22 protein-coding genes and 1 tRNA gene are annotated in these 23,567 nt (G+C 57.8%); 14 read left to right on the forward strand and 9 right to left on the reverse strand.

Features of this window, described 5'->3' with window-relative positions; genetic code table 11:
• The first annotated feature begins 11 nt into the window (after positions 1–11).
• The 4 genes from gpmI (at position 12) to EQV93_RS21665 (ending at position 5,210) form a co-directional block, all read left to right on the forward strand.
• Complete coding sequence (gene gpmI / locus EQV93_RS21650; RefSeq protein WP_240892420.1) at positions 12–1,547, forward strand: 2,3-bisphosphoglycerate-independent phosphoglycerate mutase; 1,536 nt, start codon at positions 12–14, stop codon at positions 1,545–1,547.
• A gap of 243 nt (positions 1,548–1,790) precedes the next feature.
• Positions 1,791–3,077: a murein hydrolase activator EnvC family protein gene (locus tag EQV93_RS21655; protein WP_122785269.1), complete on the forward strand. Its 1,287-nt coding sequence runs from the start codon at positions 1,791–1,793 to the stop codon at positions 3,075–3,077.
• A 35-nt stretch (positions 3,078–3,112) separates the two neighbouring features.
• Positions 3,113–4,426, forward strand: coding sequence for a S41 family peptidase (locus EQV93_RS21660; protein WP_146384943.1), 1,314 nt, complete (start codon positions 3,113–3,115; stop codon positions 4,424–4,426).
• A 1-nt stretch (position 4,427) separates the two neighbouring features.
• Positions 4,428–5,210 carry a divergent polysaccharide deacetylase family protein gene (locus tag EQV93_RS21665; RefSeq protein WP_122785271.1) on the forward strand — a complete coding sequence of 261 codons (783 nt, stop codon included), beginning with the start codon at positions 4,428–4,430 and terminating at the stop codon, positions 5,208–5,210.
• 40 nt (positions 5,211–5,250) lie between these two features.
• Here EQV93_RS21665 and EQV93_RS21670 read toward each other — a convergent pair whose 3' ends face one another.
• From EQV93_RS21670 to EQV93_RS21695, 6 genes are all read right to left on the reverse strand, one after another.
• Positions 5,251–6,000 (reverse strand): substrate-binding periplasmic protein, encoded by a 750-nt coding sequence (locus EQV93_RS21670; RefSeq protein ID WP_122785272.1) that lies wholly within the window; start codon positions 5,998–6,000, stop codon positions 5,251–5,253.
• Positions 6,001–6,063: 63 nt separating this feature from the next.
• Positions 6,064–6,834, reverse strand: coding sequence for an imidazole glycerol phosphate synthase subunit HisF (gene hisF / locus EQV93_RS21675; RefSeq protein ID WP_122785273.1), 771 nt, complete (start codon positions 6,832–6,834; stop codon positions 6,064–6,066).
• A 10-nt stretch (positions 6,835–6,844) separates the two neighbouring features.
• Positions 6,845–7,582, reverse strand: coding sequence for a 1-(5-phosphoribosyl)-5-[(5-phosphoribosylamino)methylideneamino]imidazole-4-carboxamide isomerase (hisA, locus tag EQV93_RS21680; protein ID WP_122785274.1), 738 nt, complete (start codon positions 7,580–7,582; stop codon positions 6,845–6,847).
• A 168-nt stretch (positions 7,583–7,750) separates the two neighbouring features.
• Positions 7,751–8,389, reverse strand: coding sequence for an imidazole glycerol phosphate synthase subunit HisH (hisH, locus tag EQV93_RS21685; RefSeq protein WP_122785275.1), 639 nt, complete (start codon positions 8,387–8,389; stop codon positions 7,751–7,753).
• The gene (hisB, locus tag EQV93_RS21690) at positions 8,389–8,982 is read right to left on the reverse strand and encodes an imidazoleglycerol-phosphate dehydratase HisB (RefSeq protein ID WP_240892421.1); all 594 of its coding nucleotides are present in this window, start codon (positions 8,980–8,982) and stop codon (positions 8,389–8,391) included. Before hisB ends, hisH begins: the two co-directional genes overlap by 1 nt.
• Before the next feature lie 268 nt (positions 8,983–9,250).
• On the reverse strand, positions 9,251–10,912 hold the full coding sequence (locus EQV93_RS21695; RefSeq protein WP_122785276.1) for an OFA family MFS transporter: 1,662 nt from the start codon (positions 10,910–10,912) through the stop codon (positions 9,251–9,253).
• Between the two features lie 293 nt (positions 10,913–11,205).
• Here EQV93_RS21695 and EQV93_RS21700 point away from each other — a divergent pair, with 293 nt between their 5' ends.
• The 4 genes from EQV93_RS21700 (at position 11,206) to EQV93_RS21715 (ending at position 14,935) form a co-directional block, all read left to right on the forward strand.
• On the forward strand, positions 11,206–13,422 hold the full coding sequence (locus EQV93_RS21700; RefSeq protein WP_240892422.1) for an AsmA family protein: 2,217 nt from the start codon (positions 11,206–11,208) through the stop codon (positions 13,420–13,422).
• Positions 13,419–14,486 carry an A/G-specific adenine glycosylase gene (gene mutY / locus EQV93_RS21705; protein ID WP_122785278.1) on the forward strand — a complete coding sequence of 356 codons (1,068 nt, stop codon included), beginning with the start codon at positions 13,419–13,421 and terminating at the stop codon, positions 14,484–14,486. The genes EQV93_RS21700 and mutY overlap by 4 nt, the downstream gene beginning before the upstream one ends.
• On the forward strand, positions 14,483–14,755 hold the full coding sequence (locus EQV93_RS21710; RefSeq protein WP_122785279.1) for an oxidative damage protection protein: 273 nt from the start codon (positions 14,483–14,485) through the stop codon (positions 14,753–14,755). Before mutY ends, EQV93_RS21710 begins: the two co-directional genes overlap by 4 nt.
• A gap of 104 nt (positions 14,756–14,859) precedes the next feature.
• Positions 14,860–14,935, forward strand: a tRNA-Phe gene (locus EQV93_RS21715).
• A gap of 95 nt (positions 14,936–15,030) precedes the next feature.
• Here EQV93_RS21715 and EQV93_RS21720 read toward each other — a convergent pair.
• The gene (locus tag EQV93_RS21720) at positions 15,031–15,351 is read right to left on the reverse strand and encodes a hypothetical protein (RefSeq protein WP_146384953.1); all 321 of its coding nucleotides are present in this window, start codon (positions 15,349–15,351) and stop codon (positions 15,031–15,033) included.
• 98 nt (positions 15,352–15,449) lie between these two features.
• Here EQV93_RS21720 and EQV93_RS21725 point away from each other — a divergent pair, with 98 nt between their 5' ends.
• Together EQV93_RS21725 and EQV93_RS21730 are read left to right on the forward strand one after the other, a co-directional pair.
• Positions 15,450–15,920 (forward strand): hypothetical protein, encoded by a 471-nt coding sequence (locus EQV93_RS21725; RefSeq protein WP_122785281.1) that lies wholly within the window; start codon positions 15,450–15,452, stop codon positions 15,918–15,920.
• Positions 15,921–16,447: 527 nt separating this feature from the next.
• On the forward strand, positions 16,448–16,699 hold the full coding sequence (locus EQV93_RS21730) for a hypothetical protein (protein WP_122785282.1): 252 nt from the start codon (positions 16,448–16,450) through the stop codon (positions 16,697–16,699).
• Here EQV93_RS21730 and EQV93_RS21735 read toward each other — a convergent pair.
• Complete coding sequence (locus EQV93_RS21735) at positions 16,689–16,961, reverse strand: DUF1272 domain-containing protein (protein ID WP_122785283.1); 273 nt, start codon at positions 16,959–16,961, stop codon at positions 16,689–16,691. The two genes, EQV93_RS21730 and EQV93_RS21735, sit on opposite strands and share 11 nt — an antisense overlap.
• 162 nt (positions 16,962–17,123) lie before the next feature.
• Here EQV93_RS21735 and EQV93_RS21740 point away from each other — a divergent pair, with 162 nt between their 5' ends.
• Together EQV93_RS21740 and EQV93_RS21745 are read left to right on the forward strand one after the other, a co-directional pair.
• Positions 17,124–17,726 carry a biliverdin-producing heme oxygenase gene (locus EQV93_RS21740; protein ID WP_240892423.1) on the forward strand — a complete coding sequence of 201 codons (603 nt, stop codon included), beginning with the start codon at positions 17,124–17,126 and terminating at the stop codon, positions 17,724–17,726.
• On the forward strand, positions 17,723–19,960 hold the full coding sequence (locus EQV93_RS21745; RefSeq protein ID WP_240892424.1) for an ATP-binding protein: 2,238 nt from the start codon (positions 17,723–17,725) through the stop codon (positions 19,958–19,960). The genes EQV93_RS21740 and EQV93_RS21745 overlap by 4 nt, the downstream gene beginning before the upstream one ends.
• A gap of 85 nt (positions 19,961–20,045) precedes the next feature.
• Here EQV93_RS21745 and gabP read toward each other — a convergent pair whose 3' ends face one another.
• Complete coding sequence (gene gabP, locus EQV93_RS21750) at positions 20,046–21,437, reverse strand: GABA permease (RefSeq protein ID WP_122785286.1); 1,392 nt, start codon at positions 21,435–21,437, stop codon at positions 20,046–20,048.
• Between the two features lie 557 nt (positions 21,438–21,994).
• On the opposite strand from gabP, the gene EQV93_RS21755 reads away from it, so the two are divergent.
• Together EQV93_RS21755 and EQV93_RS21760 are read left to right on the forward strand one after the other, a co-directional pair.
• Positions 21,995–22,768 carry an ABC transporter ATP-binding protein gene (locus EQV93_RS21755; protein ID WP_122785287.1) on the forward strand — a complete coding sequence of 258 codons (774 nt, stop codon included), beginning with the start codon at positions 21,995–21,997 and terminating at the stop codon, positions 22,766–22,768.
• Between the two features lie 13 nt (positions 22,769–22,781).
• Positions 22,782–23,537, forward strand: coding sequence for an ABC transporter substrate-binding protein (locus EQV93_RS21760; RefSeq protein WP_240892425.1), 756 nt, complete (start codon positions 22,782–22,784; stop codon positions 23,535–23,537).
• Positions 23,538–23,567: the final 30 nt, after the last annotated feature.

Here is a 23,567-nt window from a genome sequence, read left to right on the forward strand (position 1 = left end):
GAGTGGGATCTATGACTACCACGCCTAAACCTTTGGTCCTGATCATCCTGGATGGCTTCGGTCACAGTGAAAGCCACGACCATAACGCCGTGTATTCGGCCAAGAAACCGGTGCTCGATCGTCTCGTTGCAAGCATGCCAAACGGCCTGATTTCGGGTTCGGGCATGGATGTCGGTCTGCCGGACGGGCAAATGGGCAATTCCGAGGTTGGCCACATGAACCTCGGCGCCGGCCGCGTGGTGTATCAGGATTTCACCCGCGTCACCAAGTCCATTGTTGATGGTGACTTCTTCGAGAACCCGACCCTGTGCGCAGCCGTCGATAAAGCCGTAGGTGCAGGCAAGGCCGTGCATATTCTGGGCCTGCTGTCGGACGGCGGCGTTCACAGCCACCAGGACCACTTGATCGCCATGGCGGAACTGGCGTTCAAGCGCGGTGCAGAAAAAATCTACCTGCATGCCTTCCTCGATGGCCGCGACACGCCTCCAAAAAGCGCATCGTCCTCCATTGAGCTGCTGGATGAAGCGTTCAAGGATTTAGGCAAAGGCCGCATCGCCAGTCTGATTGGCCGCTACTTTGCCATGGACCGCGATAATCGCTGGGACCGTGTCGCTCAAGCCTACAACCTGATTGTTGACGGTAACGGCCAGTTCAACGCACCTACCGCCCAAGAAGGCCTGGACGCTGCTTACGCTCGCGGTGAAAGCGACGAATTCGTCAAACCCACCACCCTTGGCGAACCAGTCAAGGTGGAAGACGGCGACGCCGTGGTCTTCATGAACTTCCGCGCCGACCGCGCCCGCGAGCTGACCCGCGCATTCGTTGAAGATGACTTCAATGGGTTCGAACGTGCCCGCCAGCCAAAATTGGCCGAGTTCGTGATGCTGACTCAATATGCAGCCAGCATTCCTGCGCCGAGCGCTTTTGCGCCGGGCAGCCTGGAAAACGTACTGGGCGACTACCTGGCGAAAAACGGCAAAACCCAGCTGCGCATTGCCGAAACGGAAAAATACGCCCACGTCACCTTCTTCTTCTCTGGCGGCCGTGAAGAGCCGTTCCCGGGAGAAGAACGTATTCTGGTGCCATCGCCTAAAGTCGCCACTTACGACTTGCAGCCTGAAATGAGCGCGCCAGAAGTGACCGATAAAATCGTCGATGCGATTGAGCATCAGCGTTATGACGTGATTGTCGTCAACTACGCGAACGGCGACATGGTCGGCCACAGTGGCGTGTTCGACGCCGCGGTAAAAGCCGTTGAATGCCTGGATGCCTGCGTTGGCCGCATCGTCGAGGCGCTGGACAAAGTGGGCGGCGAGGCACTGATCACTGCCGACCACGGCAACGTTGAACAAATGTCCGACAACAGCACCGGTCAGGCCCATACCGCCCACACCTGTGAACCTGTGCCGTTTATTTATGTCGGAAAGCGTGCGTTCAAAGTTCGCGACGGTGGTGTTTTGGCTGACGTTGCACCGACTATGCTCAAGTTGCTGGGGCTGCCACAGCCTCAAGAGATGACCGGCAAGACCATATTAATCGACGCTTAATGCGTGTGTAACGCCCCTAGCAGCTGCCGAAGGCGGCGTCCGGCGACGAAGTCGTCGTAAATTCAGGTGCCGCGACCACTCAGGTGGACCGCGTGCACAGCATTTACGATCGCTGCGCGACCGGACGTAGCCTTGGGCAACTGCTACGGGATTGATCTATTACTATTTAACTTTCATTCATTTCTTATAGGTGACGATGGCGGGCATACTAAGCCGTCCCGTACCTCAGGTGTCGCCCGCCCCATGCTCCGCGCCCTTATAGCCCTTACTCTGACATGCCTGCTCCAACCGGCCTTTGCCGACGAGCGCGCGCAAACCCAACAGCAGCTGGAGGCCACGCGCCAGGATATCGGCGAGCTGAAAAAACTCCTGGGCAAACTCCAGGAAGAAAAATCCGGCGTGCAGAAAGACCTGCGCGGTACCGAAACCGAAATCGGCAAACTGGAGAAGCAGGTTGATGCCCTGCAAAAAGAACTAAAAAAGAGTGAAGGCGAGCTGCTGCGCCTAGATAGCGAGAAAAAAAAACTCCACAGCGCAAAAATTGAACAGCAACGCCTGATCGCCATTCAAGCGCGCGCCGCCTATCAAGGCGGCCATCAGGAATACCTCAAGCTGCTGCTCAATCAGCAAAACCCTGAGAAGTTCGCTCGAACCCTCACCTACTACGACTACTTGAGCCAGGCACGGATGACGCAGCTCAAGGGTTTTAACGAAACATTGCGCCAATTGGCCAATGTCGAAGCCGACATCAATCAACAGCAGGCAGAGTTGCTGGCGCAAAAAAGCAGCCTCGACACCCAGCGCGCCGAGCTCGACAAAGTACGCGCCGAACGCCAGCAAGTACTGGCCAAGCTCAACACTGATGTCAAAAACCGCGATCAAAAGCTGCAAGCCCGCGAGCAGGATCAGGCAGATCTGGCTAAAGTCCTCAAGACCATTGAAGAAACCCTTGCCCGCCAGGCCCGAGAAGCCGAGCAAGCGCGACAAAAAGCGTTGATTGCGCAACAGGAAGCAGAGAAAAAACGCCAGCGCGAGGCTGAGTCGGTCGCCACCGACGCCCCGCGCAAGCCGATCAAATCAACGCCAGGTGCCTTGGTCTCCAGTGCCGGCGTCTCTTACGGCGGACCTTTTTCTCAAGCCCGGGGCAAACTTCCTTGGCCTGTTGATGGTCGACTACTGGCACGCTTCGGTGAAAGCCGTGGCGATGACGTGCGCACCAAGTGGGACGGCGTGATGATCAGCGCCGGGGCAGGCACTCAGGTGCACGCCGTGCATGGAGGTCGCGTGGTGTTTGCCGACTGGCTGCGCGGTGCGGGCCAACTGGTCATTCTGGATCACGGTAATGGTTATTTGAGTTTGTACGGCCACAATCAGACGCTGCTCAAGTCGGCCGGAGACATTGTTAAAGCCGGGGATGTCATTTCCACCGTAGGCAACAGCGGTGGTCAGGCAACACCCGCGTTGTATTTTGCTATTCGTCAGCAGGGTCGCCCCAGCGACCCCGCACAATGGTGCCGTACTCAAGGATGAGTCCATCACCTTTAATACGTAGGAGTTCGTTCAACATGCCGCATCTGACCCGCCTTAACTCGCTGGCCCTGACGATCGCTCTGGTGCTTGGCTCGCCTCTGGCATTTGCTGCCACGCCGCCCGCCGCACCGGCGGCCGCCACCAGCGCCAAGGCACCACTGCCGCTGGAAGAACTGCGCACATTCGCCGAAGTCATGGACCGGATCAAAGCGGCGTACGTGGAACCTGTTGACGACAAAACCCTGCTCGAAAATGCCATCAAAGGCATGCTCAGCAATCTTGATCCGCATTCGGCTTATCTGGGGCCAGAAGACTTCGCCGAGCTGCAGGAAAGCACCAGCGGCGAATTTGGCGGTCTGGGCATCGAAGTCGGCTCTGAAGACGGCAATATCAAAATCGTTTCGCCCATTGATGACACCCCCGCGAGCAAAGCCGGTATTCAGGCGGGCGACTTTATCGTCAAGATCAACGGCCAGCCTACACGCGGCCTGAGCATGACTGAAGCAGTCGACCTGATGCGCGGCAAGATCGGCCAGAAAATCACCCTGACCCTGGTTCGCAATGGTGGCACGCCGTTCGACGTCACCTTGACCCGCGCCAACATCCAGGTCAAAAGCGTGAAAAGCCAGCTGCTCGAAGACGGCTATGGCTATATCCGCATTACCCAGTTTCAGGTCAAAACCGGCGAAGAAGTGGCAGCCGCGCTGTCCAAACTGCGCCGCGAAAACGGCAACAAGCGACTCAAAGGCATCATCCTCGACCTGCGTAACAACCCCGGCGGTGTACTGCAATCGGCCGTTGAAGTGGTGGATCACTTCATCACCAAAGGCCTGATCGTTTACACCAAAGGCCGCATCGCCAACTCCGAACTGCGCTTCTCGGCGACCGGTAAAGACTTGAGTGAGGGCGTACCGCTGGTGGTATTGATCAACGGTGGCAGCGCCTCGGCCTCGGAAATCGTCGCCGGCGCCTTGCAGGATCAAAAACGCGGCGTGGTCATGGGCACCACCAGCTTCGGCAAAGGCTCGGTGCAAACCGTGCTGCCGCTGAACAATGACCGTGCACTGAAAATCACCACTGCGCTGTACTTCACCCCTAACGGGCGTTCGATTCAGGCGCAGGGCATCGTGCCGGACATCGAAGTCAGCCGCGCCAAGATCACCCGCGAGCAAGACACTGAGTACTACAAAGAGGCCGACCTGCAAGGTCACCTCGGCAATGGTAACGGCGGTGCCGACCGCCCGACCGGTTCGAGCCCCAAAGCCAAACCGATGCCTCAGGATGATGACTTCCAGCTGAGCCAGGCGCTGAGCCTGCTCAAGGGCTTGAGCATCACACGCGGCAACTGAGGTGCGTTTTTCGACCGCCCTCGCCCTGCTCTGCTGCCTGACCGGTGCCGCCCATGCGGCGCCCGTCAATCATCCCAGCGCTCACCCCAAGGCTTACCTGAGCCTGATCATTGACGATCTGGGGCAGAACCTGCCCCGTGATCGCCGGGTACTGGCCTTTCCGGGGCCGGTGACGACAGCGGTGATGCCCGACACCCCGCACGCCGCTGAATTTGCCCGTGAAGCGCACAAGGCGGGCAAGATCGTTATCTTGCACATGCCCATGGACCCCGCCACCGGCCCGTTCGCCTGGCACCCGGACTTGCCTGTCACCGAATTGGCAAAGCGTCTGGACGCCGCGTTCAAGGCGGTGCCCTACACCAGCGGCATCAATAACCACGAAGGCAGCCTGATGACTGCTCAGCCTGAAGCAATGGCCTGGTTAATGGGTGAACTGCAACAGCGGCATAAATTCTTTGTCGACAGCCGCACCAGCGCGCGCACCGTCGCGGCGGCCCAGGCGCAGAAAATCGGTTTGGCCAGTGTTTCGCGCGATGTGTTCCTCGACAACGTGCGCACCGAGCAGGCCATTACCAGCCAGCTCGAAACCGCGATAAAACACGCCAAGAAATACGGTTCGGTGGTGATGATCGGCCATCCATATCCGCAAACCCTGGCGGTACTGGAGCGCGAATTGCCCACGCTCAAAGCGCAAGGCATTGACTGGATCGACATCAAACAGATGATCGGCGTGCGCAGCAATCAGGCGATGGCGGCACACGGGAAAGACGGGGTTTATCGGTAAGCGGAATCCGTAGCCGTTGCCGAAGGCTACGAATGTCCGATTACAGGTATTTAGCGCGAATCTTCTCGATCAACCCTTCAGCCCGCATTTCATCCATTGCGGCCTGTAATTTGTTCACGACCTCGTCCGGGATCTCTTTGTTCAGCGCCAGATACAGCTCAGCCTGATTGAAGCGCAGTACCGTCTTGAACCCTGATATACCTACCTGCCGCGCTAAAAATCGCCCCGCTGGATCGCCTGTGGCCCAGAGGTCGATCTGCCCGGCCAGCAGCTTGCGGGCGTTATCCTGATCGCGCAGCACGATCACCGGCTTAATCCCCTGCCTCTCCAGAGACATGGCGATCACATCGCCTTTGTAAGCGCCGATGCGGTAGTTCGCCGCCTGATCAAGGGTGGTCAGCGATATCGGGCTATCCGCTCTGGCCAACAATACCCAGTCATCTGGCCCAATGGGGCCGACCCATTTGAACAACGCTTCACGCTCAGGCACACGTGCCGTAACGAAGACGCCGTAGCCGGGGTTGGCGAGGGCAAGGTCATAGATACGCTGCCACGGAAAGCGCAGGGTCATGTTGTAGGGGATGCCAGCACGCTTGAAGGTTTCGCGCAGTACTTCGACGGCGATACCTTCAAGATTTTGATTTTGTGCGAAGTTTTTCCCGTTTTTCGCCATGTTGTACGGCGGGAAATTTTCGGTTAGCAACACCAGAGGGGTACGCGAAACCTCAGCTGCAGATGCGCCCAGCCACAATGTGCAACCGGCCACAACCACTAAAAAACGTTTAAACATGTCAGACAACCTAGATCCATGGCGTGCCCAAGAGTGAACCGGGCTCGCCACAGTGTCCAGTGTTTAGCGCACCACAATCCCGCGCTCAGCCATATAGGCCTTGGCTTGCGGCACGGTGTATTCACCAAAGTGGAAAATACTCGCCGCCAGTACGGCACTGGCGTGGCCTTCAAGAATGCCGTCGGCCAAATGTTGCAAGTTGCCGACGCCCCCCGAGGCGATGACAGGGATGCCCAGCGCATCACTGATCGCACGGGTCACACCCAGGTCAAAGCCGCTTTTCATGCCGTCCTGATCCATGCTGGTCAGCAAGATCTCACCGGCGCCCAGGCCTTCCATCTTCATCGCCCATTCGACAGCGTCGAGGCCGGTGGGCTTGCGCCCGCCGTGGGTGAAGATTTCCCAGCGCGCAGGTTCGCCCGCCAGGGAGACTTTCTTGGCATCAATGGCGACCACGATGCACTGCGAACCAAAGTGCTGCGCCGCTTCGCCCACAAACTCAGGGTTGAACACCGCAGCCGTGTTGATCGAAACCTTGTCGGCACCGGCGTTCAGCAGGTTGCGAATGTCCTGAATGCAACGCACCCCGCCACCCACCGTCAGCGGAATAAACACCTGACTGGCCATGCGCTCGACGGTATGCAACGTCGTATCGCGGCCGTCGACGCTGGCGGTGATGTCGAGAAAGGTAATCTCGTCAGCCCCTTGCTCGTCATAGCGACGGGCAATTTCTACCGGATCACCCGCATCGCGGATGTTCTCAAACTTGACGCCCTTCACGACCCGGCCGTTATCTACGTCCAGGCAAGGGATGATGCGTTTGGCCAGCGCCATGCGGTTCTCCTCAGCCTTTATAGGTGTCGCAGAAGGCTTGCGCCTCAGCCACATCCAGCGTGCCTTCATAGATTGCACGGCCGGTGATGGCGCCGATGATGCCCGGCGCCTTGGCGTCCATCAGGGTTTTGATATCGCCCAGATTGTGGATGCCACCCGACGCAATCACGGGAATGCTTGTTGCCGCCGCCAGGGCTGCGGTGTAGCTGACGTTGCAGCCCTGCATCATGCCGTCTTTGGCGATATCGGTATAAACGATCGCGGACACGCCGTCTGACTCGAACTGTTTGGCCAGATCGATCACGTTCACGGTGCTGATTTCAGCCCAGCCGTCGGTGGCCACAAAACCGTCTTTAGCGTCCAGACCAACGATGATTTTGCCCGGGAATGCGCGACACGCTTCAGCCACGAACGCAGGGTCTTTCACCGCCTTGGTGCCCAAGATCACGTAGCTCACGCCCGCTTTGACGTAATGCTCGATGGTTTCCAGTGAGCGAATGCCGCCACCGATTTGAATAGGCAAATGCGGGTAGCGCTTGGCTATGGCGGTCACCACCTCGCCGTTGACCGGCTGGCCTTCAAAGGCACCGTTCAGGTCAACCAGATGCAGACGGCGGCAACCGCCCTCAACCCATTTGGCGGCCATGCCCACCGGGTCATCGGAGAATACGGTGGAGTCTTCCATGCGGCCCTGGCGCAGACGTACACAGGCACCGTCTTTAAGATCGATAGCGGGAATAATTAGCATGCTTCTTCCTTCGTCAAAAGAGCGGCAAGTGGTGAGCTTCAAGCGGCAAGTTGGAAGCGCGACTGTGATCCGCTTTCTCTGGGCGCTTGAAGCTTAAAGCTTGCAGCTGACTCAATTCTTGCTCGGCGGTGAGCGCGAGAGTGGGCGGCTATTGCTTGCGCAAAGCCATTACCAGCGACCGTCCCAGGCCACGAAGTTTTCCAACAACTTCAAACCGTGGGTATGGCTCTTCTCGGGGTGGAACTGCACGGCAAAACGCGAGCCTTCGGCCAGCGCAGCAGCAAAGTCGACACCATAATGCCCGCCGCCCACGACTTGGCGAGGGTTGCCCGCCGCGATGTAGTAGCTGTGCACGAAATAAAAACGCGCCAGGTCAGGAATACCGTGCCACAGCGGGTGATCGACCTTCTGCTGCACTTCATTCCAGCCCATGTGCGGCACTTTGAGGTGTTCGCCGTCTTCGTGCAGGTCTTTGCCGAAAAACTTTACTTGGCCGGGAAACAGACCGATGCAGTCAACGCCACCGTTCTCTTCGCTGCTGTCGAGCAAGGCTTGCATGCCGACGCAAATGCCGAGAAAAGGACGGTCCTGGCTGACTTCACGCACCAGCGAATCAAAACCCAGGCGACGAATTTCAGCCATGCAGTCGCGAATCGCGCCCACACCGGGGAACACCACGCGGTCGGCCTCGCGAATCACGTTGGCATCGCTGGTGATCAGCACCCGACCGGCGCCCACGTGTTCCAGCGCTTTGGCCACCGAGTGCAGGTTACCCATGCCGTAATCGATTACCGCCACGGTCTCCATCAAAGCACGCCCTTGGTAGACGGCATTTGCCCGGCCATACGCTCATCCAGCGCAACGGCCATGCGCAACGCGCGACCGAATGCCTTGAATACGGTTTCGATCTGGTGGTGAGTGTTGGTGCCACGCAGGTTGTCGATGTGCAGGCTGACATTGGCGTGATTGACGAAGCCCTGGAAGAACTCCTGGAACAGATCAACATCGAAGCCGCCCACGGTGGCGCGGGTGTAAGGCACGTGCATTTGCAGGCCAGGGCGGCCTGAAAAGTCGATGACTACGCGCGACAGCGCTTCGTCCAGCGGGACATAAGCGTGACCGTAACGGGTCATGCCTTTTTTATCGCCGACCGCCTGACTGAAGGCTTTACCCAAGGTAATGCCCACGTCCTCAACGGTATGGTGATCGTCGATATGCAGGTCGCCTTTGCACTCGATGTCCAGGTCGATCAGCCCGTGTCGGGCGATCTGGTCGAGCATGTGCTCAAGAAAAGGTACACCGATATCGAATCGGACCTTACCGGTACCATCCAAGTTGATCGAGGCTTTAATCTGGGTTTCCAGAGTATCGCGCTCGACTGACGCCTTACGTTCGGCCATCACCAGCTCCGCAAAATCATTGGGCGAAAAAAGGTGGTCATTATAGGCACGGGTCAGGCAAACAGAAACATTCGGGTGATAAGACTGACGTAATGCGCCCAAGGCGCACAACTGCGTAGCAGCTGACGAGCTCCGCGAGGCTGCGTTCGATTGCGAAGCGATCGTAAAACATGCGATCACGGTCAATGTGAAACACCGCATTCTCTGGTTTTACGACGGCTGCGCCGCCGGACGCGGCCTGCGGCCGCTGCTACGGGTCAGTTAAACATCAATTAAACAACACAGCCGTCTTCTGCACCGTGACCCACACACCCCACAACAGCGGGATGCCCACGGCCAACCACGCGGCAATCACGAGTGGGCGGCTGCCCGGCGCTGCTTTCCATTCCAGCGACGTCGTGGCGTCAGCGCCTTTGTCGTGACCCAGCGCCTGCTCGGCCGCCAGTTGGGCGTCGGTCATGAAGTACTTGTCGTTCACCGGTCGCACTAGCAAGTTGCACACAAAACCCAGCGCCAGCAAGCCCGCCAGAATGTACAAAGTGATGTCATACGCGGCCGCACGCTCAACCCCGATGCTCAGCTGATATTCACGCAGGTAGTTGACCAATACCGGCCCCAGCACACCCGCCGCCGCCCATGCGGTAAGCAGTCGCCCGTGAATGGCACCGACCATCTGGGTGCCGAACAGGTCGGCCAGATACGCAGGCACGGTGGCGAAACCACCGCCGTACATCGACAAAATGATGCAGAACGCCGCCACGAACAGCGACACGTTGCCCAGATGCCCAAGGTTGGGAATCATCGCGTACAGCGCAAAACCCAAGGCGAAGAACACAAAATAGGTGTTTTTACGCCCCAGGTAATCGGAAAACGACGCCCAGAAAAAGCGCCCGCCGATGTTAAACAGGCTCAGCAATCCAGTGAAGCCCGCTGCAATGGCCGCGATTTGCGCCAGTTGCACCGCATCCAGCTGACTGAAGGTCAGGTCATTGCCCAGCAGCTTGCCCGCAAACACTTCCTGCAACAGCGGCGAAGCCATGCCCAGAATCCCGATGCCGGCTGAGACGTTCAGGCACAGCACCAGCCACACCAAGGCAAATTGAGGTGTCTTCCAGGCCACGCTGACGTGCACATGGCGATGGGTGATCATTGCGTTAGACGCTTTTTTGGCCGGTGCAGTCCAGCCTTCAGGTTTCCAGCCGGTAGGCGGAACGCGGTATGACAGGGCGCCGCCGATCATGAACACGAAATAAATCGCAGCCATCACCACAAAACTCTGCCACACACCCACGCTGTCAGGCGTCGCAAAATGGTTCATCAAAACAGCGGCCAAGGGTGCGCCAACCATGGCACCACCGCCGAACCCCATAATTGCCATGCCCGTGGCCATGCCGCGCTTGTCCGGGAACCACTTGATCAATGTCGACACGGGGGAGATGTAGCCCAACCCCAGCCCGATACCGCCAATCACTCCCGAGCCCACCCACATCAGCCAGATTTGGTGGGTATAAATGCCCAGCGCTGAAATCAGCAACCCCCCACACCAGCACAAGGCCGACACCACACCGGCCTTGCGCGGGCCAGCATGCTCAAGCCACCCGCCCCACACGGCTGCCGAGCAACCCAGGAAGATGAAAAACAAGGTGTAGATCCAGCCAAGCATCGAAATCGGCCAGTCGCACTGCGACGAAAACACCTGTGCGATGAAGCTCATGTCTGGCGCACACGCTACCGGCGCGGTGACACCGATGGCCTTGGACAGTGGCAACCAGAACACCGAAAAGCCGTAGGCCATGCCGATACACAGGTGAATGGCCAGTGCGGCAGGTGGTACCAGCCAACGGTTGAAACCGGGTTTGGCGATGATGCGTTCTTTGGACAGGAACGCCGGCTGTGAGGCAGGACTGCCCGCAGCAATGCTAGTGCTCATTATTATTTCCCCCATGGATGAAGTGTTTCCCGGACACGCTCAACCCTGGCTTTGGTGCCCTGAAGCACACAGTCGTTTTATTGGATCAAGTCGGCGGCGCGACGATACGCCGCAGAGGTCGTGGAAAACAGGTGAAGACTACCATTTGAAAGCAGGAAGTCGTCCACTGCTGTGCGCTGTTTCATCTACAAAGAGCTAAGCCACTATCCGCGCCCAGTCGGTCATCGCGTGGCGCTATACTCTGCGGCTGATTTTTAAACTTCTCCCTCACATAGACTTACAAGGACTCGCCCATGAAAGCGTTCGGCAAAATCCTGGGTCTGGTGCTTCTCGGATTGTTGCTGATCATCGTGGCTTTGGGCTTTGCTCTGAGCCATCTGTTTGATCCCAACGACTACAAAGACGAGATCCGCCAGATAGCTCGCGACAAGGCCCACATCGAGTTGACGCTCAATGGCGACATAGGCTGGAGCCTGTTCCCGTGGCTTGGCCTGGAGCTGCACGACGCCAGCGTGGCAACACTCGCGCAACCCACCCAGCCGTTCGCCGACCTGCAAATGCTGGGGCTTTCGGTGCGCGTACTGCCACTGCTGCGCAAAGAAGTGCAGATGAGCGATGTGCGGGTAGAAGGCTTGAACCTGCGCCTGAACCGCGACAAAGACGGTCATGGCAACTGGCAAGACATCGGCAAACCGGCACCGGTGGCCGCAACCACCCAAACCCCGGCCACCGCCGAGCCGACACCTGCCAGCAAGCCTGACAGCGTCAGCCAGCCACTCAAGCTCGACATTGACAGCCTGACCGTGAACAACGCGCGGGTCGAATACAACGACGAGCAAAACGGTAAGCAGTTCAGTGCAGAAAGTATCCAGCTGAGCACCGGCCCGATTCACGAAGCGACCAGCACCCCGGTCAAGTTGACTGCCTTTCTGGGCACCAATCAGCCCGTCATGCGGGTCAAGACAGAAGTCGACGGCAAATTGCGTTTTGATCGCGTGCTCAAGCGTTATCAGTTCGATGACATGAAAGTCGTGGGTGAAGCCTCGGGCGAGCCGCTGCAAGGCAAGACCATGACGTTTGCTGCTCAAGGGCAAATCCTCGTGGATCTGGCCGCCAACATCGCGGAATGGAGCGGCCTTAAGATTTCCGCCAATCAGATGCGGGCGTTGGGCGAACTCAAGGTCAATGAACTCGACAAAACGCCGCAAATCAGCGGCGGCCTGTCGATTGCCCAGCTTGATCTGGCTAAGTTCCTCGACAGCATCGGCCACCCTCTGCCGAATATGGCGCCGGGCAGCCTGAGTAAAGTCGAAGTGGTCACTCGCCTGTCGGGCACACCGAACAGCATGGCCTTTGACGAACTCAACCTTAAAGTGGACGACAGCACCTTCACCGGTCGTATTGCGGTAGAAGACTTCGTCAAGCAAGCCCTGCGCATCCAGCTCAAAGGCGACACGTTCAACGCTGATCGCTACATGCCCGCCAAGTCCGAGCAAGCCAGCGGCGCCACGGCTGCACGCAAGGCTGAAGTGCAAAGCAGCGAAGCCGGCGCGCTGGCCGCCTCAGGCGACACACCGCTGCCTGACGCCCCCACCAAAAGTGGCTGGAGCACGGCAAAAATCATTCCTGTGACTCGCCTCAAGGCCCTTGATCTGCAGGCTGACATCAGCTTTGGTCAACTGACGCTGACCCAACTGCCCATTCAGAACGCAGTGCTCAAGGCGGTCAGCAAAGACGGCCTGCTGACGCTGCAGAACCTGAGCGGCAACCTGTACAAAGGTAACTTCGCGGCCAATGGCAGCCTCGATGTGCGCCCTATGCTGCCGATGGCCGCCCTGCAAACCCGCATCACCAACGTGCCTGTGGATAAAATCCTGCAGAGCCAGGGTCAAAAACCCCCGGTCACCGGCCTGCTGACCCTTAACAGCAACGTCACGGGCAGCGGCGATAGCCAGAGTGCATTGATTCAGAGCCTCAATGGCACCGCCAGCTTCGTCCTCAACGACGGCGTACTGCTTAATGCCAACATTGAGCAGCAACTGTGCAAAGGCATCTCGGTACTCAACCGTAAACCTTTGACCAGCGCACCGCAGGGCAAAGACACGCCCTTCAAGGAGCTCAAGGGCAGCCTGGTGTTTCGTAATGGCGTAGCCAGCAACCCCGACCTGATCGTGCGCATTCCGGGCATGAGCGTTAAAGGCGATGGCGACATCGACCTGCGCGTGCTGGGCATGGACTATCGCATCGGTATCGTCATCGAAGGTGACACCCGTGCCATGCCAGACCCGGCCTGCCAGGTCGGCAAGAACTTTGTCGGCATCGAGCTGCCATTGCGTTGCCGTGGCCCGCTGGAACTGGGTGCCAAAGCCTGCCGTCTGGACAAGGACGGGCTGGGTAAAGTGGCCGCAAAAATGGCGGGCAACAAAATCAGCGAGAAGCTTGAAGAGAAACTGGGCGACAAAGTCAGCCCCGAACTCAAAAACGCCCTCAAGGGGCTGTTTAACCGATGAAAGACGAGCAATTTTCTGTGGCGGTGCTGGACTGGTATGACCGCCACGGCCGTCACGACCTGCCCTGGCAACAGGGCATCACCCCGTACCGGGTGTGGGTCTCGGAAATCATGTTGCAGCAAACCCAAGTCAGCACCGTGCTCAACTACTTCGACCGGTTTATGGCTTCGCTGCCCACGGTCCAGGCCCTGGCCAGCGCTCCCGAAGACGAAGTGCTGCACCTGTGGACGGGCCTTGGCTACTACACCCGTGCGCGCAACTTGCAGAAAACCGCCAAAATCGTCGTCGATGAATATGGCGGCGAATTTCCGCGAGACGTTGAAAAACTCGTCGAACTGCCCGGCATCGGGTTATCCACAGCCGGTGCGATTGCCAGCCTGAGCATGGGTTTGCGGGCACCGATCCTGGACGGCAACGTCAAGCGCGTACTGGCTCGCTATACCGCGCAAGAGGGCTATCCGGGCGAACCCAAGGTTGCCAAACAGTTGTGGGCAACCGCCGAGCGCTTTACGCCCCATGATCGGGTCAACGCCTACACCCAGGCCATGATGGACATGGGCGCCACGCTCTGCACCCGCAGCAAGCCGAGCTGCCTGTTGTGCCCGCTCGAAAACGGCTGTGAAGCGCACCTGCTTGGTCTTGAGACACGCTACCCGGTGCCCAAGCCACGCAAGACCGTCCCGCAAAAGCGCACGCTGATGCCCATGATGGCCAATGCCGAGGGTGCGATCCTGCTTTACCGTCGTCCCTCTACGGGCCTGTGGGGCGGTTTGTGGAGCTTGCCTGAGCTGGACGACCTGAACGACATCGAGCACTTGGCCTCGCAACACTCACTGGCGCTGGGCACGCAGCATCAACTGCCCGGCCTGATCCATACCTTTAGCCATTTCCAATTAGCCATCGAACCCTGGCTGATTCACGTCAAAGAGTCCGGCCATCACGTGGCCGAGGCTGATTGGCTCTGGTATAACCTCGCCACCCCGCCGCGCCTGGGCCTTGCTGCCCCGGTCAAGAAGCTGCTCAAACGTGCAGCCGAGCTATTGAACGCAGGAGAGTCGTCATGACCCGCACCGTTATGTGCCGCAAGTACAAAGAAGAACTGCCCGCCCTTGAGCGCGCTCCGTTTCCGGGCGCCAAAGGTCAGGACATTTTTGATCACGTTTCGGCAAAAGCTTGGGCTGATTGGCAAAAACACCAAACTTTGCTGATCAACGAGAAGCGTTTGAACATGATGAACGCTGAAGATCGAAAATATTTGCAGGGCGAAATGGATAAGTTCTTCAGCGGCGAAGAATACGCGCAAGCTGAAGGCTACGTTCCGCCAAGCGAGTAAACCCCGGTTTTAAAGGGTTTGGCCCGTAAGCGACGGTATTATTTAAAGATTTTTTAAAAAAGTGTTTGACGGGTTAACGAAAAAAGCTTCTAATGCGCCCCGTTGCCCAGATAGCTCAGTCGGTAGAGCAGGGGATTGAAAATCCCCGTGTCGGCGGTTCGATTCCGTCTCTGGGCACCACATTCAGCATTGATGTGGTGTTCACACCACCTCAACGCAAACAAGAAACCCGCCTAGTGCGGGTTTTTTGTTGGGCGCGATTTAATCGCCCGCCGTTATGGCTTGCCTGAACGAATAGAGTCCCACTCTGCCACATGTGCCGTTTTAGCCTTTTTGTTAAAGAGGCAAAGCTCGGTGCCCTGCTTGCCCTTCATATGTTTCTGCGGATACTCACCTTGCAGCAGAATCGCGGTGTAACCCACACGATCATCAAATTGCGCTGGCGTACCGACGGGCCTGGCATTTTTCAACGTGCTGGCTTTGGTGCAGCTTGTGAGTACGGCCTTGTCATAGGCAGCCCATGCGTCGGGGCTAGAAGCGCTGGCGTGAGTGGCCACAGCCGTCAGGCAAAGGAAGGTCAACGAGGAGAGCTTCATGGTTCGGTGCATCCTTGGGTGTCCGTTCATTGTTGAGATTTGAGTATTGCGAACAGGACAGGTTCAATAACCCCTTAGCCCGTAAAGGACACACGTTCATGGCAACGCCAAAGAAGCAGCAGAAACACGCACAGCGGGCCAAATCCAAGGCCAAACAGAACCGCATGGGCAAGCCGGGTAAAAGCACGTCTGCAACCCTCATCGACCACCCGTTCGATGACGTGAAAATCGACCTCAGCACCTTTGATTTTCAGGACATCAAAGAAAACGGCTTTGAACCGTCCGACTTTGAGGATTTGTTTGAAGCCATGAAAGCCGCCGAAGCCAAGGGGCTGCAAGCGATGTGCAGTGTTTTCCTGCAATACCCGGTGCTGGAACTGGTGATTGCCGAGGAAGAGGAAGACGATGCCACTGACTTCCTGATGGGCTTGTTGATCGCTTTCCGCATGACCGTTCACGGCGATGACGAAGACAGCGCGCTGGCGTGGGTTGAATCTCCGGAGTTTTCCAAAGCCTACGTTGAGGCGTCTCGCTTGCTGGCTGAGCGTGCCGAGCGCAGCGCACACTGACGGCAGGGAGGGGCCTTGGGGGCTTCAAAGAGTGTGAGCAGTCAGCTGCCCTCACCCCAACCCTCTCCCAGAGGGAGAGGGGGCTGATCTGATTGTTTTCGGATTCTATGCAAGGCTTAAGCATCCCCCAATAGTTCCCTCTTCCTCCAAGATTTCCGTGAGGGGATGGCTGCTGATTCTATGCAAGGCCCAAGCATCCCCCAATCAGTTCCCTCTCCCTCTGGGAGAGGGCTAGGGTGAGGGGCTTTTGAAGGCTTGCCATGAGATTGGCCGAGCGCTAAAGTCCGCAGCGTCGCGGTCAATCCCGCGGCCGGGTGTAGGAACCTGTTAAAAAGTTGGCGCGCAGCGCCCAAGACTGAATCTCTGGCGCTTTTTTATGCCTGAGATAACGCTCTATGGCAGCTGTGTGCGGGCAGACTTCGGTCTGGCCGGGTGCCAACTTTCCCGGTATTCCTACCCCGCACATGGCTGCCACCCAATCCTGTAGGAAGGATCGTGTCAGCTCTCACTTTAAGTTGGAGTCAAACATGACGAACGTCACCACCCCCCTCGCCTTCCACCCAACCGGCCACGCTCAGCTCAATCAAATGCTGTTCAGCGTCACGCCCAATATTGCAGCCAGCGACGCCTTAAATAGCGCTTCGGAAATTCTGTCAGCCGCCGCCCACTCATTGGAGGCCGCTGCAACCGGCGCCAGCATCATCGATGCTCATCAGGCCTTTTTGCTGTGTCACGCCCTGCGCGCGGCAAAAGCGACCGTGGATGCGCTCACTCAGTAACACGATCCATGACCCGGCCCGCCGGATGGCAACCGTCGGGCTTATAGACCCGTGTGGTGGAAGCAGGATAGCTCGCCAGCTTTTCAACCGGCCTGCGTGGCCGCACCAGCAATTCGCCCCCGCAGTTAGGGCAAAGCCCACCCAGTGTCTGCTCCGAACAGGACGCACAAAACGTACACTCAAATGAGCAAATACGTGCCAGAGGTGAATCAGGCGGCAATTCGCAATTACAGCACTCGCAATTGGGGCGTAATTCGAGCATGGGCACCTCACCTTGAACGAATAGATTTCCAGCCTACATTTAAGACGGTTCCCACGATTTGCGATTCATCAATAGCAAATTAATCGCACTTTTTTCATGCGGTGGCTTCAAATAGTCACAAGCGCCTATTCCATGCGCACCCAGAGAGCCCTATAACTAGGCATGCCCCATGACAGTCCTCCCCCACCCCCATCATCTGTGCTGAGCGCGCTGCGCGCCGGTACTCAAACCTTGCATGTAGCCCTCGAAAAACGCCTGCCGTTTTTCTCCGAGAGGCTTGATCTCGAGTGCTACAAACAGTTGCTGGCGGCGTATTACGGTTTCTATCAGCCACTGGAGAGCAACCTGCTGGCTTGCACACTTCCTGATGGGTTCGAGCTGTCGACACGGCTCAAAACACCGGCGCTGCGGCAGGATTTGCGCGCCCTGAATGTGCACATCCCGTCATTACCCGTGTGCGACACCCTGCCGCCACTCGACCACCCTGCGAGCGTGCTCGGCGTGTTGTACGTGCTCGAAGGCGCCACACTGGGCGGCAATCTACTGCGTAAACACCTGTTCGAGCAGCTAGGCCTGGATACGGACAACGGTTGCGCATTTCTCTATGTTTATGGGCAAGCCACGGGCATGCAATGGAAGGCGTTTCTCGATTTTCTAGGCAGCGTGCCACTCGATGCTCCATCGCGAGCTCTGGTCGTACACGCGGCCTGTTCTACGTTTAGTTGCTTCGAGCAGTGGCTCGAACGTCAGGAGGTTTTGTTATGACCCCACTCGACCCTCAAGCCTTTGAGGTGTTGCTGGCCAATTGTGCCGATGAGCCGATCCGCTATCCCGGCGCCATACAGCCGCACGGTCTGTTAGTGACGCTGACTGAACCCGACCTGCGAATTCAGCAAATCAGTACCAACGTGTACACCCTGTTCGGATTAACTGCCGAATCGCTGCTGGGCCAGCCGCTGTGCGCCCTCACCGGCGACGAGGCGACACTCGCCGTACGAAAGGCCAGTGAGTATCCGTCGCTGAGCGAAGCACCGCCTCTGGCCTTGAGCCTGCAAGGCGGCGACTACGAAGGCCTGCTGCACCGCGAAGAAGGCGTATTGGTGCTGGAACTGGAGTTGAAACCCGACGCCTCAGCGCTTGAGAGCACCATGAGCAAGGTGCGCAACCTGAGCCGCATGCTGCAACGGCTACAAGCCGCAACGACGCTGCCAGCGCTCTATGAGATCTGCGTACGCGAAATACAGGCCCTCACGGGTTATGACCGCGTGCTGATTTACCGCTTCGAGGAAGAGGGTCATGGGCAGGTGATTGCCGAAGCGTCCTCCCCGTCCATGGAATTGTTCAGCGGGATGTTTTTCCCGGCGTCCGACATTCCCGAGCAAGCCCGCGAGCTATACCGCACCCATTGGCTGCGCATCATCCCCAATGCCGACTACCAACCCGTGGCGTTGCTGCCGCTTCTGCGCCCGGACACCGGCGCCCCGCTGGACCTGAGTGGCGCGGCCCTGCGCAGTGTTTCTCCGATTCACTGTCAGTACATGAAGAACATGGGCGTGCTGTCGTCCATGAGCATCTCCTTGATGGACGGCGACCGGTTGTGGGGCCTGATCAGTTGCGGGCATCGCCAGCCGCTGCATGTACCCCATGAGCTGCGCATGGCCTGCCAGACCATTGGTCAGGTCTTGTCATTGCAAATCAGTGCTCTGCAGACCCTGGAGATCAGCCGTCAGCGCGACGCCAAGATGGACGCCCTGGTGATCTTGAACGATGCCATGGTGAACAGCCCCGAGGCCGTGTTCGATGGTTTGGTGCAAACGCCTGAGACGCTGATGCAACTGACGGGCGCCAGTGGTGTGGCGATTCTTGAAGACAAGGCACTGCATTGTTATGGCTTGTGCCCTTCGCCACAGGCTATCCGAGCATTACATCAATGGTTCAGGGACAGCGGCAAGTCGGTGTTCTCGAGCCACAACCTCAGCGGGGTCTATGCCCCCGCACAAGCGTACAAGGACGTCGCCAGCGGCCTGCTGGCCATGAGCCTGCCCAAACCCGTCGATAACGCTGTGATGTGGTTTCGCAGCGAGGTCAAGGAGAGCATCCAGTGGAGCGGTGACCCTAACAAGCCGCTGAACCTGGAGCCCAGTGCCAACGGCCTGCGCTTAAGCCCGCGCACCTCGTTCGAAATCTGGAAGGTGGAGATGGATGGCATCTCCACCCCTTGGAGCCACGGGGATTTGTTCGCTGCCAATGACCTGCGCCGCTCGGCACTGGAAAATGACCTGTCGCGTCAGGTTGTGCGCGAGCAGGCCGCAGTTCGAGCGCGCGATGAGCTGGTGGCGGTGGTGTCACATGACCTGCGCAACCCCATGACCATCATCTCGATGCTGTGCGGCATGATGCAAAAAGCCTTCAGCAGCAACGGCCCGCACACCTCGCGGCGCATTACTTCAGCCATCGACACCATGCAGCAAGCCAGCAACCGCATGAGTGTGCTGCTGGATGATTTGCTCGACACGTCCAAAATCGAAGCCGGGCGCTACACCATCAGCCCGCAATCGCTGGATGTGAGTCAGATTTTTGAGGAGGCGTTTTCGTTGCTCACGCCGCTGGCGCTGGAGAAGGCTGTGGAGCTGACCTTTCACGCCGAGCCGGATCTGAAAATGCATGCCGACCCTGAGCGCCTGTTTCAAGTGCTGTCCAACCTGATCGGTAATGCGATCAAGTTCACCCCGGCACAAGGCAAAATCGGCGTGGTGGCGATGTCCAACGGCGATGACATTGTTTTCAGCGTACGCGACTCTGGCAAAGGCATTGCGCCTGAGCAACTGCCTCACATCTTCGACCGTTACTGGACGGCCAAAGAAGGCAATGCACTGGGCACAGGGTTAGGCCTGTATATCTCCCAGGGCATTATCAAGGCCCACGGCGGCCAACTGCTGGCCGAAAGCACGCTGGGTGAAGGCAGCGAGTTCCGCTTCACGGTGCCCAAAACGGCCTGACACCCCACTAGCACCCACAAAAAAGCCGCCACCCCGAAGGGTGGCGGCTTTTTGCGTCACTCAACCGTAAACACCGTCCTGGTGCCTAGTTGAGTACCGTTGCCCCCAGTCTCTCAATGCGCCGACGACGTGCCACCAGCAGGCCCGCCGCCACCACCAGAATGCTCAGCAAACCCGTGGCCATGATTTCCACCCGATGGGCTTCCTGAAACAGCATGACGGTCAGAATCGCCACGATAAACACGATCACTGCCCACGTCAGACCCGGGAACAGCCACATCTTGAACGAGATGGTTTCACCCAGCGCCATCCGTTTTTGACGCATGCGCAGTTGCGACACGGCAATCACCAGGTACACCAACAGGGCGATAGCACCGGAGCTGGCCAGCAAGAATTCAAACACGGCAGCCGGGGCCACGTAGTTGGCGAACACCGCCAAAAATGCTGCGCCTGTGGACATCATCACCGCCCAGTATGGCGTGCCGCTGGCGTTGGTACGCTTGGCCGCAGCCGGGGCGTCACCGCGTTTGCTCAGCGAGAAGAGCATGCGTGACGAGGTGTACAGCGCCGAGTTCAGGCAGCTGGTGACTGCGATCAACACCACAATATCAACGATCAATTTGGCATTCGGAATGCCCATGCGATCGAGTACGGTCTGGTAGGAGCCAAATTGAGCAAGGCCCGCATCGTTCCACGGCACCAAGGCCACAACAATGAAGATCGACACCAGATAGAACAAGCCAATCCGCCAGATCACCGAATTGGTAGCCTTGGTGATTTGTTTGCTCGGGTCTTTGGATTCTGCAGCGGCAATGGTGACGATTTCTGTGCCCATAAACGAGAACATGGTCGTCAACATGGCAGCGAGTACAGCACCCAGACCGTTAGGCATAAACCCGATGGTATCGACCAGATGCGACACACCGCTGACCTGGCTGTTCGGCAAGAAGCCGAAAATCGCCATTACGCCCAGGATGATGAAGCCGACAATGGCCAGCACTTTGACCAGCGCAAACCAGAATTCGAATTCGCCGTAGTTTTTGACGCTGAACAGGTTGGTCGCGGTCAGTAACAGGGTGATGACCAAGGTGAACACCCAGACTTCGGTGCCCGGAAACCACGCATGCAAGATGGTCGCGGCCGCGACGGCTTCCAGCGGAATCACCAATACCCAGAACCACCAGTACAACCAACCAATGGTGAAACCGGCCCAATGCCCAATGGCACGGTCCGCGTAGGTGGAGAACGAACCGGTGTCCGGCGAGGCAACGGCCATTTCGGCCAGCATGCGCATTACCAGTACCACCAATGTGCCCGCTGCGGCGTAGGCCAGCAGCACAGCAGGACCCGCTTGTGCAATCGCGTGTCCGGAGCCGACAAACAAGCCGGCACCAATGACCCCGGCAATTGACAGCATGGTCACATGCCGTGGCTTGAGCCCTTGCTCCAGGTCGTTAGAGGTTTGCATATTGCTCATGGGACTACCTTTGCAGTGAAAGCCATTCCGAGCGCCGCGTAGGGTTACCTTCTCGTAAAAAGTAACATACGGGGCGTTTAAAATTATTGACGCAATAAGTGCGCCAAAATGTGACAAGTGCACAGTTTTAGCGGCTTGCAACGACGAGATGGCACATTGCAACCCTTTGGCAGCCATAGATTTTCGCGAATCCGTTACCGTAACACTCAGTTACAGAGTGCCAGACGCACCAAAAATACCCAAAACTGCCCATATCGCCTAAAAGCGGTGCACAACTTGACCCTTTAGTAGGTTCGCGCTTCCAACACCGGGCCAAAGCTGGCAACATCGCGACCTTTTTTACGCGACACCTGTCTGGCCGAACGGCGCACAACAGGGTTGTGTTGTTGTCGACGCGACAGTCAGCTGTAGCGATGCGACACACGACAACCGTGAGGCTTTTATGTGCTGCGAGGACGGCTGGTTGCCTTGGCGGCCCTATGCTAGCTTGGCCTGCGCCATGCTCCACGCACGTCGCCTAACAGCAGGTTCGCACCCGAACACAATGAGGAACGCACATGGCTTTGGCCACGCCCGCGCTTGAAATCCGCAACTTGCACAAACGCTACGGCGAGCTTGAGGTCCTTAAAGGAATCTCGCTGACCGCACGCGACGGCGACGTGATCTCGATCCTGGGTTCTTCCGGTTCAGGCAAGTCCACCCTGTTGCGCTGCATCAACCTGCTGGAAAACCCGCACGAGGGCCAGATTCTGGTCGCAGGCGAAGAGCTCAAACTCAAAAAAGCCAAAAACGGCGAACTGGTCGCGGCCGATGGCAAGCAGATCAATCGCATGCGCAGTGAACTGGGTTTTGTGTTTCAAAACTTTAACCTGTGGCCGCACATGACCATCCTCGACAACATCATCGAGGCGCCACGGCGTGTGTTGGGCCAGAGCAAAGCCGAGGCCATCGAAGTGGCTGAAGCCTTGCTGGCCAAGGTTGGCATTGCTGACAAGCGCCACGCCTACCCGTCCGAGTTGTCCGGTGGCCAGCAACAACGTGCTGCCATTGCCCGCACGCTGGCCATGCAGCCCAAAGTCATTCTGTTCGATGAACCGACATCTGCGCTTGACCCGGAAATGGTCCAGGAAGTACTTAGTGTGATCCGCGCGCTCGCCGAAGAAGGCCGCACTATGCTGTTGGTCACCCATGAGATGGGCTTTGCCCGTCAGGTGTCCACCGAAGTGGTGTTTTTGCACCAGGGCCTGATCGAAGAGCAAGGGTCGCCTGAACAGGTGTTCGACAACCCGGTTTCCGCGCGCTGCAAACAATTCATGTCCAGCAATCGCTAACGGAGCAACACGAATGCAGAACTATAAAAAGTTTCTTCTGGCCGCTGCCGCCACGCTGGTATTCAGCGCCAATGCCTTGGCTGTGGATAAGTACAAAGTGGGTATTGAGGGCGCTTACCCTCCGTTCAACAACAAGAACGCCAGCGGTGAAGTGGTCGGTTTTGACGCGGATATTGCGAAGGCCCTGTGCGCCAAAATGAAAGCCGAGTGTGAAATCGTCACCTCGGACTGGGATGGCATCATCCCGGCGCTGAACGCCAAAAAGTTCGACTTCATCGTGTCTTCGCTGTCGATTACTGACGAGCGCAAGCAAGCGGTGGATTTCACCGACCCTTACTACTCCAACAAGCAACAGTTCATCGCGCCTAAAAAAGTCGATTTCAAGACCGACATTGACTCGCTCAAAGGCAAAACCCTTGGCACTCAGCGCTCGACTCAAGCCGCCACCTGGCTGGAAGACAACCTGGGGTCAGACGCGACGGTCTCTTTGTATGACACTCAGGAAAACGCCTACCTGGACCTGACGTCTGGCCGTGTGGATGCCTTGTTGGCTGACAAATACGCCAACTACGACTGGCTCAAAAGTGAAGCCGGTCAGGCATATGAATTTAAAGGCGAGCCTGTCAACGAAGACGACAAGGTCGGTATCGCGTTGCGCAAAGGCGATAACGAACTGCGTACCAAACTGAACCTTGCGCTCAAAGAAATCAAAGAAGACGGCACCTACAAGAAGATCAATGATAGGTATTTCCCATTCAGCATTGAATGATCTGCCTGACCGGTGCTGCCTCGCGCAGCA

Source organism: Pseudomonas sp. TMW22091 (assembly GCF_022496705.1).
In the GTDB taxonomy this organism is placed as follows: domain Bacteria; phylum Pseudomonadota; class Gammaproteobacteria; order Pseudomonadales; family Pseudomonadaceae; genus Aquipseudomonas; species Aquipseudomonas saxonica.

What these genes read in the sequence shown, in the direction of transcription:
- gpmI (WP_240892420.1), top strand. Translation starts at nt 12, where the DNA reads ATGACTACCACGCCTAAACCTTTGGTCCTGATCATCCTGGATGGCTTC.
- EQV93_RS21655 (WP_122785269.1), top strand. Translation starts at nt 1,791, where the DNA reads ATGCTCCGCGCCCTTATAGCCCTTACTCTGACATGCCTGCTCCAACCG.
- EQV93_RS21660 (WP_146384943.1), top strand. Translation starts at nt 3,113, where the DNA reads ATGCCGCATCTGACCCGCCTTAACTCGCTGGCCCTGACGATCGCTCTG.
- EQV93_RS21670 (WP_122785272.1), bottom strand. Translation starts at nt 6,000, where the DNA reads ATGTTTAAACGTTTTTTAGTGGTTGTGGCCGGTTGCACATTGTGGCTG.
- hisF (WP_122785273.1), bottom strand. Translation starts at nt 6,834, where the DNA reads ATGGCGCTGGCCAAACGCATCATCCCTTGCCTGGACGTAGATAACGGC.
- hisA (WP_122785274.1), bottom strand. Translation starts at nt 7,582, where the DNA reads ATGCTAATTATTCCCGCTATCGATCTTAAAGACGGTGCCTGTGTACGT.
- hisH (WP_122785275.1), bottom strand. Translation starts at nt 8,389, where the DNA reads ATGGAGACCGTGGCGGTAATCGATTACGGCATGGGTAACCTGCACTCG.
- hisB (WP_240892421.1), bottom strand. Translation starts at nt 8,982, where the DNA reads ATGGCCGAACGTAAGGCGTCAGTCGAGCGCGATACTCTGGAAACCCAG.
- EQV93_RS21695 (WP_122785276.1), bottom strand. Translation starts at nt 10,912, where the DNA reads ATGAGCACTAGCATTGCTGCGGGCAGTCCTGCCTCACAGCCGGCGTTC.
- EQV93_RS21700 (WP_240892422.1), top strand. Translation starts at nt 11,206, where the DNA reads ATGAAAGCGTTCGGCAAAATCCTGGGTCTGGTGCTTCTCGGATTGTTG.
- mutY (WP_122785278.1), top strand. Translation starts at nt 13,419, where the DNA reads ATGAAAGACGAGCAATTTTCTGTGGCGGTGCTGGACTGGTATGACCGC.
- EQV93_RS21710 (WP_122785279.1), top strand. Translation starts at nt 14,483, where the DNA reads ATGACCCGCACCGTTATGTGCCGCAAGTACAAAGAAGAACTGCCCGCC.
- EQV93_RS21720 (WP_146384953.1), bottom strand. Translation starts at nt 15,351, where the DNA reads ATGAAGCTCTCCTCGTTGACCTTCCTTTGCCTGACGGCTGTGGCCACT.
- EQV93_RS21725 (WP_122785281.1), top strand. Translation starts at nt 15,450, where the DNA reads ATGGCAACGCCAAAGAAGCAGCAGAAACACGCACAGCGGGCCAAATCC.
- EQV93_RS21730 (WP_122785282.1), top strand. Translation starts at nt 16,448, where the DNA reads ATGACGAACGTCACCACCCCCCTCGCCTTCCACCCAACCGGCCACGCT.
- EQV93_RS21735 (WP_122785283.1), bottom strand. Translation starts at nt 16,961, where the DNA reads ATGCTCGAATTACGCCCCAATTGCGAGTGCTGTAATTGCGAATTGCCG.
- EQV93_RS21740 (WP_240892423.1), top strand. Translation starts at nt 17,124, where the DNA reads ATGCCCCATGACAGTCCTCCCCCACCCCCATCATCTGTGCTGAGCGCG.
- EQV93_RS21745 (WP_240892424.1), top strand. Translation starts at nt 17,723, where the DNA reads ATGACCCCACTCGACCCTCAAGCCTTTGAGGTGTTGCTGGCCAATTGT.
- gabP (WP_122785286.1), bottom strand. Translation starts at nt 21,437, where the DNA reads ATGAGCAATATGCAAACCTCTAACGACCTGGAGCAAGGGCTCAAGCCA.
- EQV93_RS21755 (WP_122785287.1), top strand. Translation starts at nt 21,995, where the DNA reads ATGGCTTTGGCCACGCCCGCGCTTGAAATCCGCAACTTGCACAAACGC.
- EQV93_RS21760 (WP_240892425.1), top strand. Translation starts at nt 22,782, where the DNA reads ATGCAGAACTATAAAAAGTTTCTTCTGGCCGCTGCCGCCACGCTGGTA.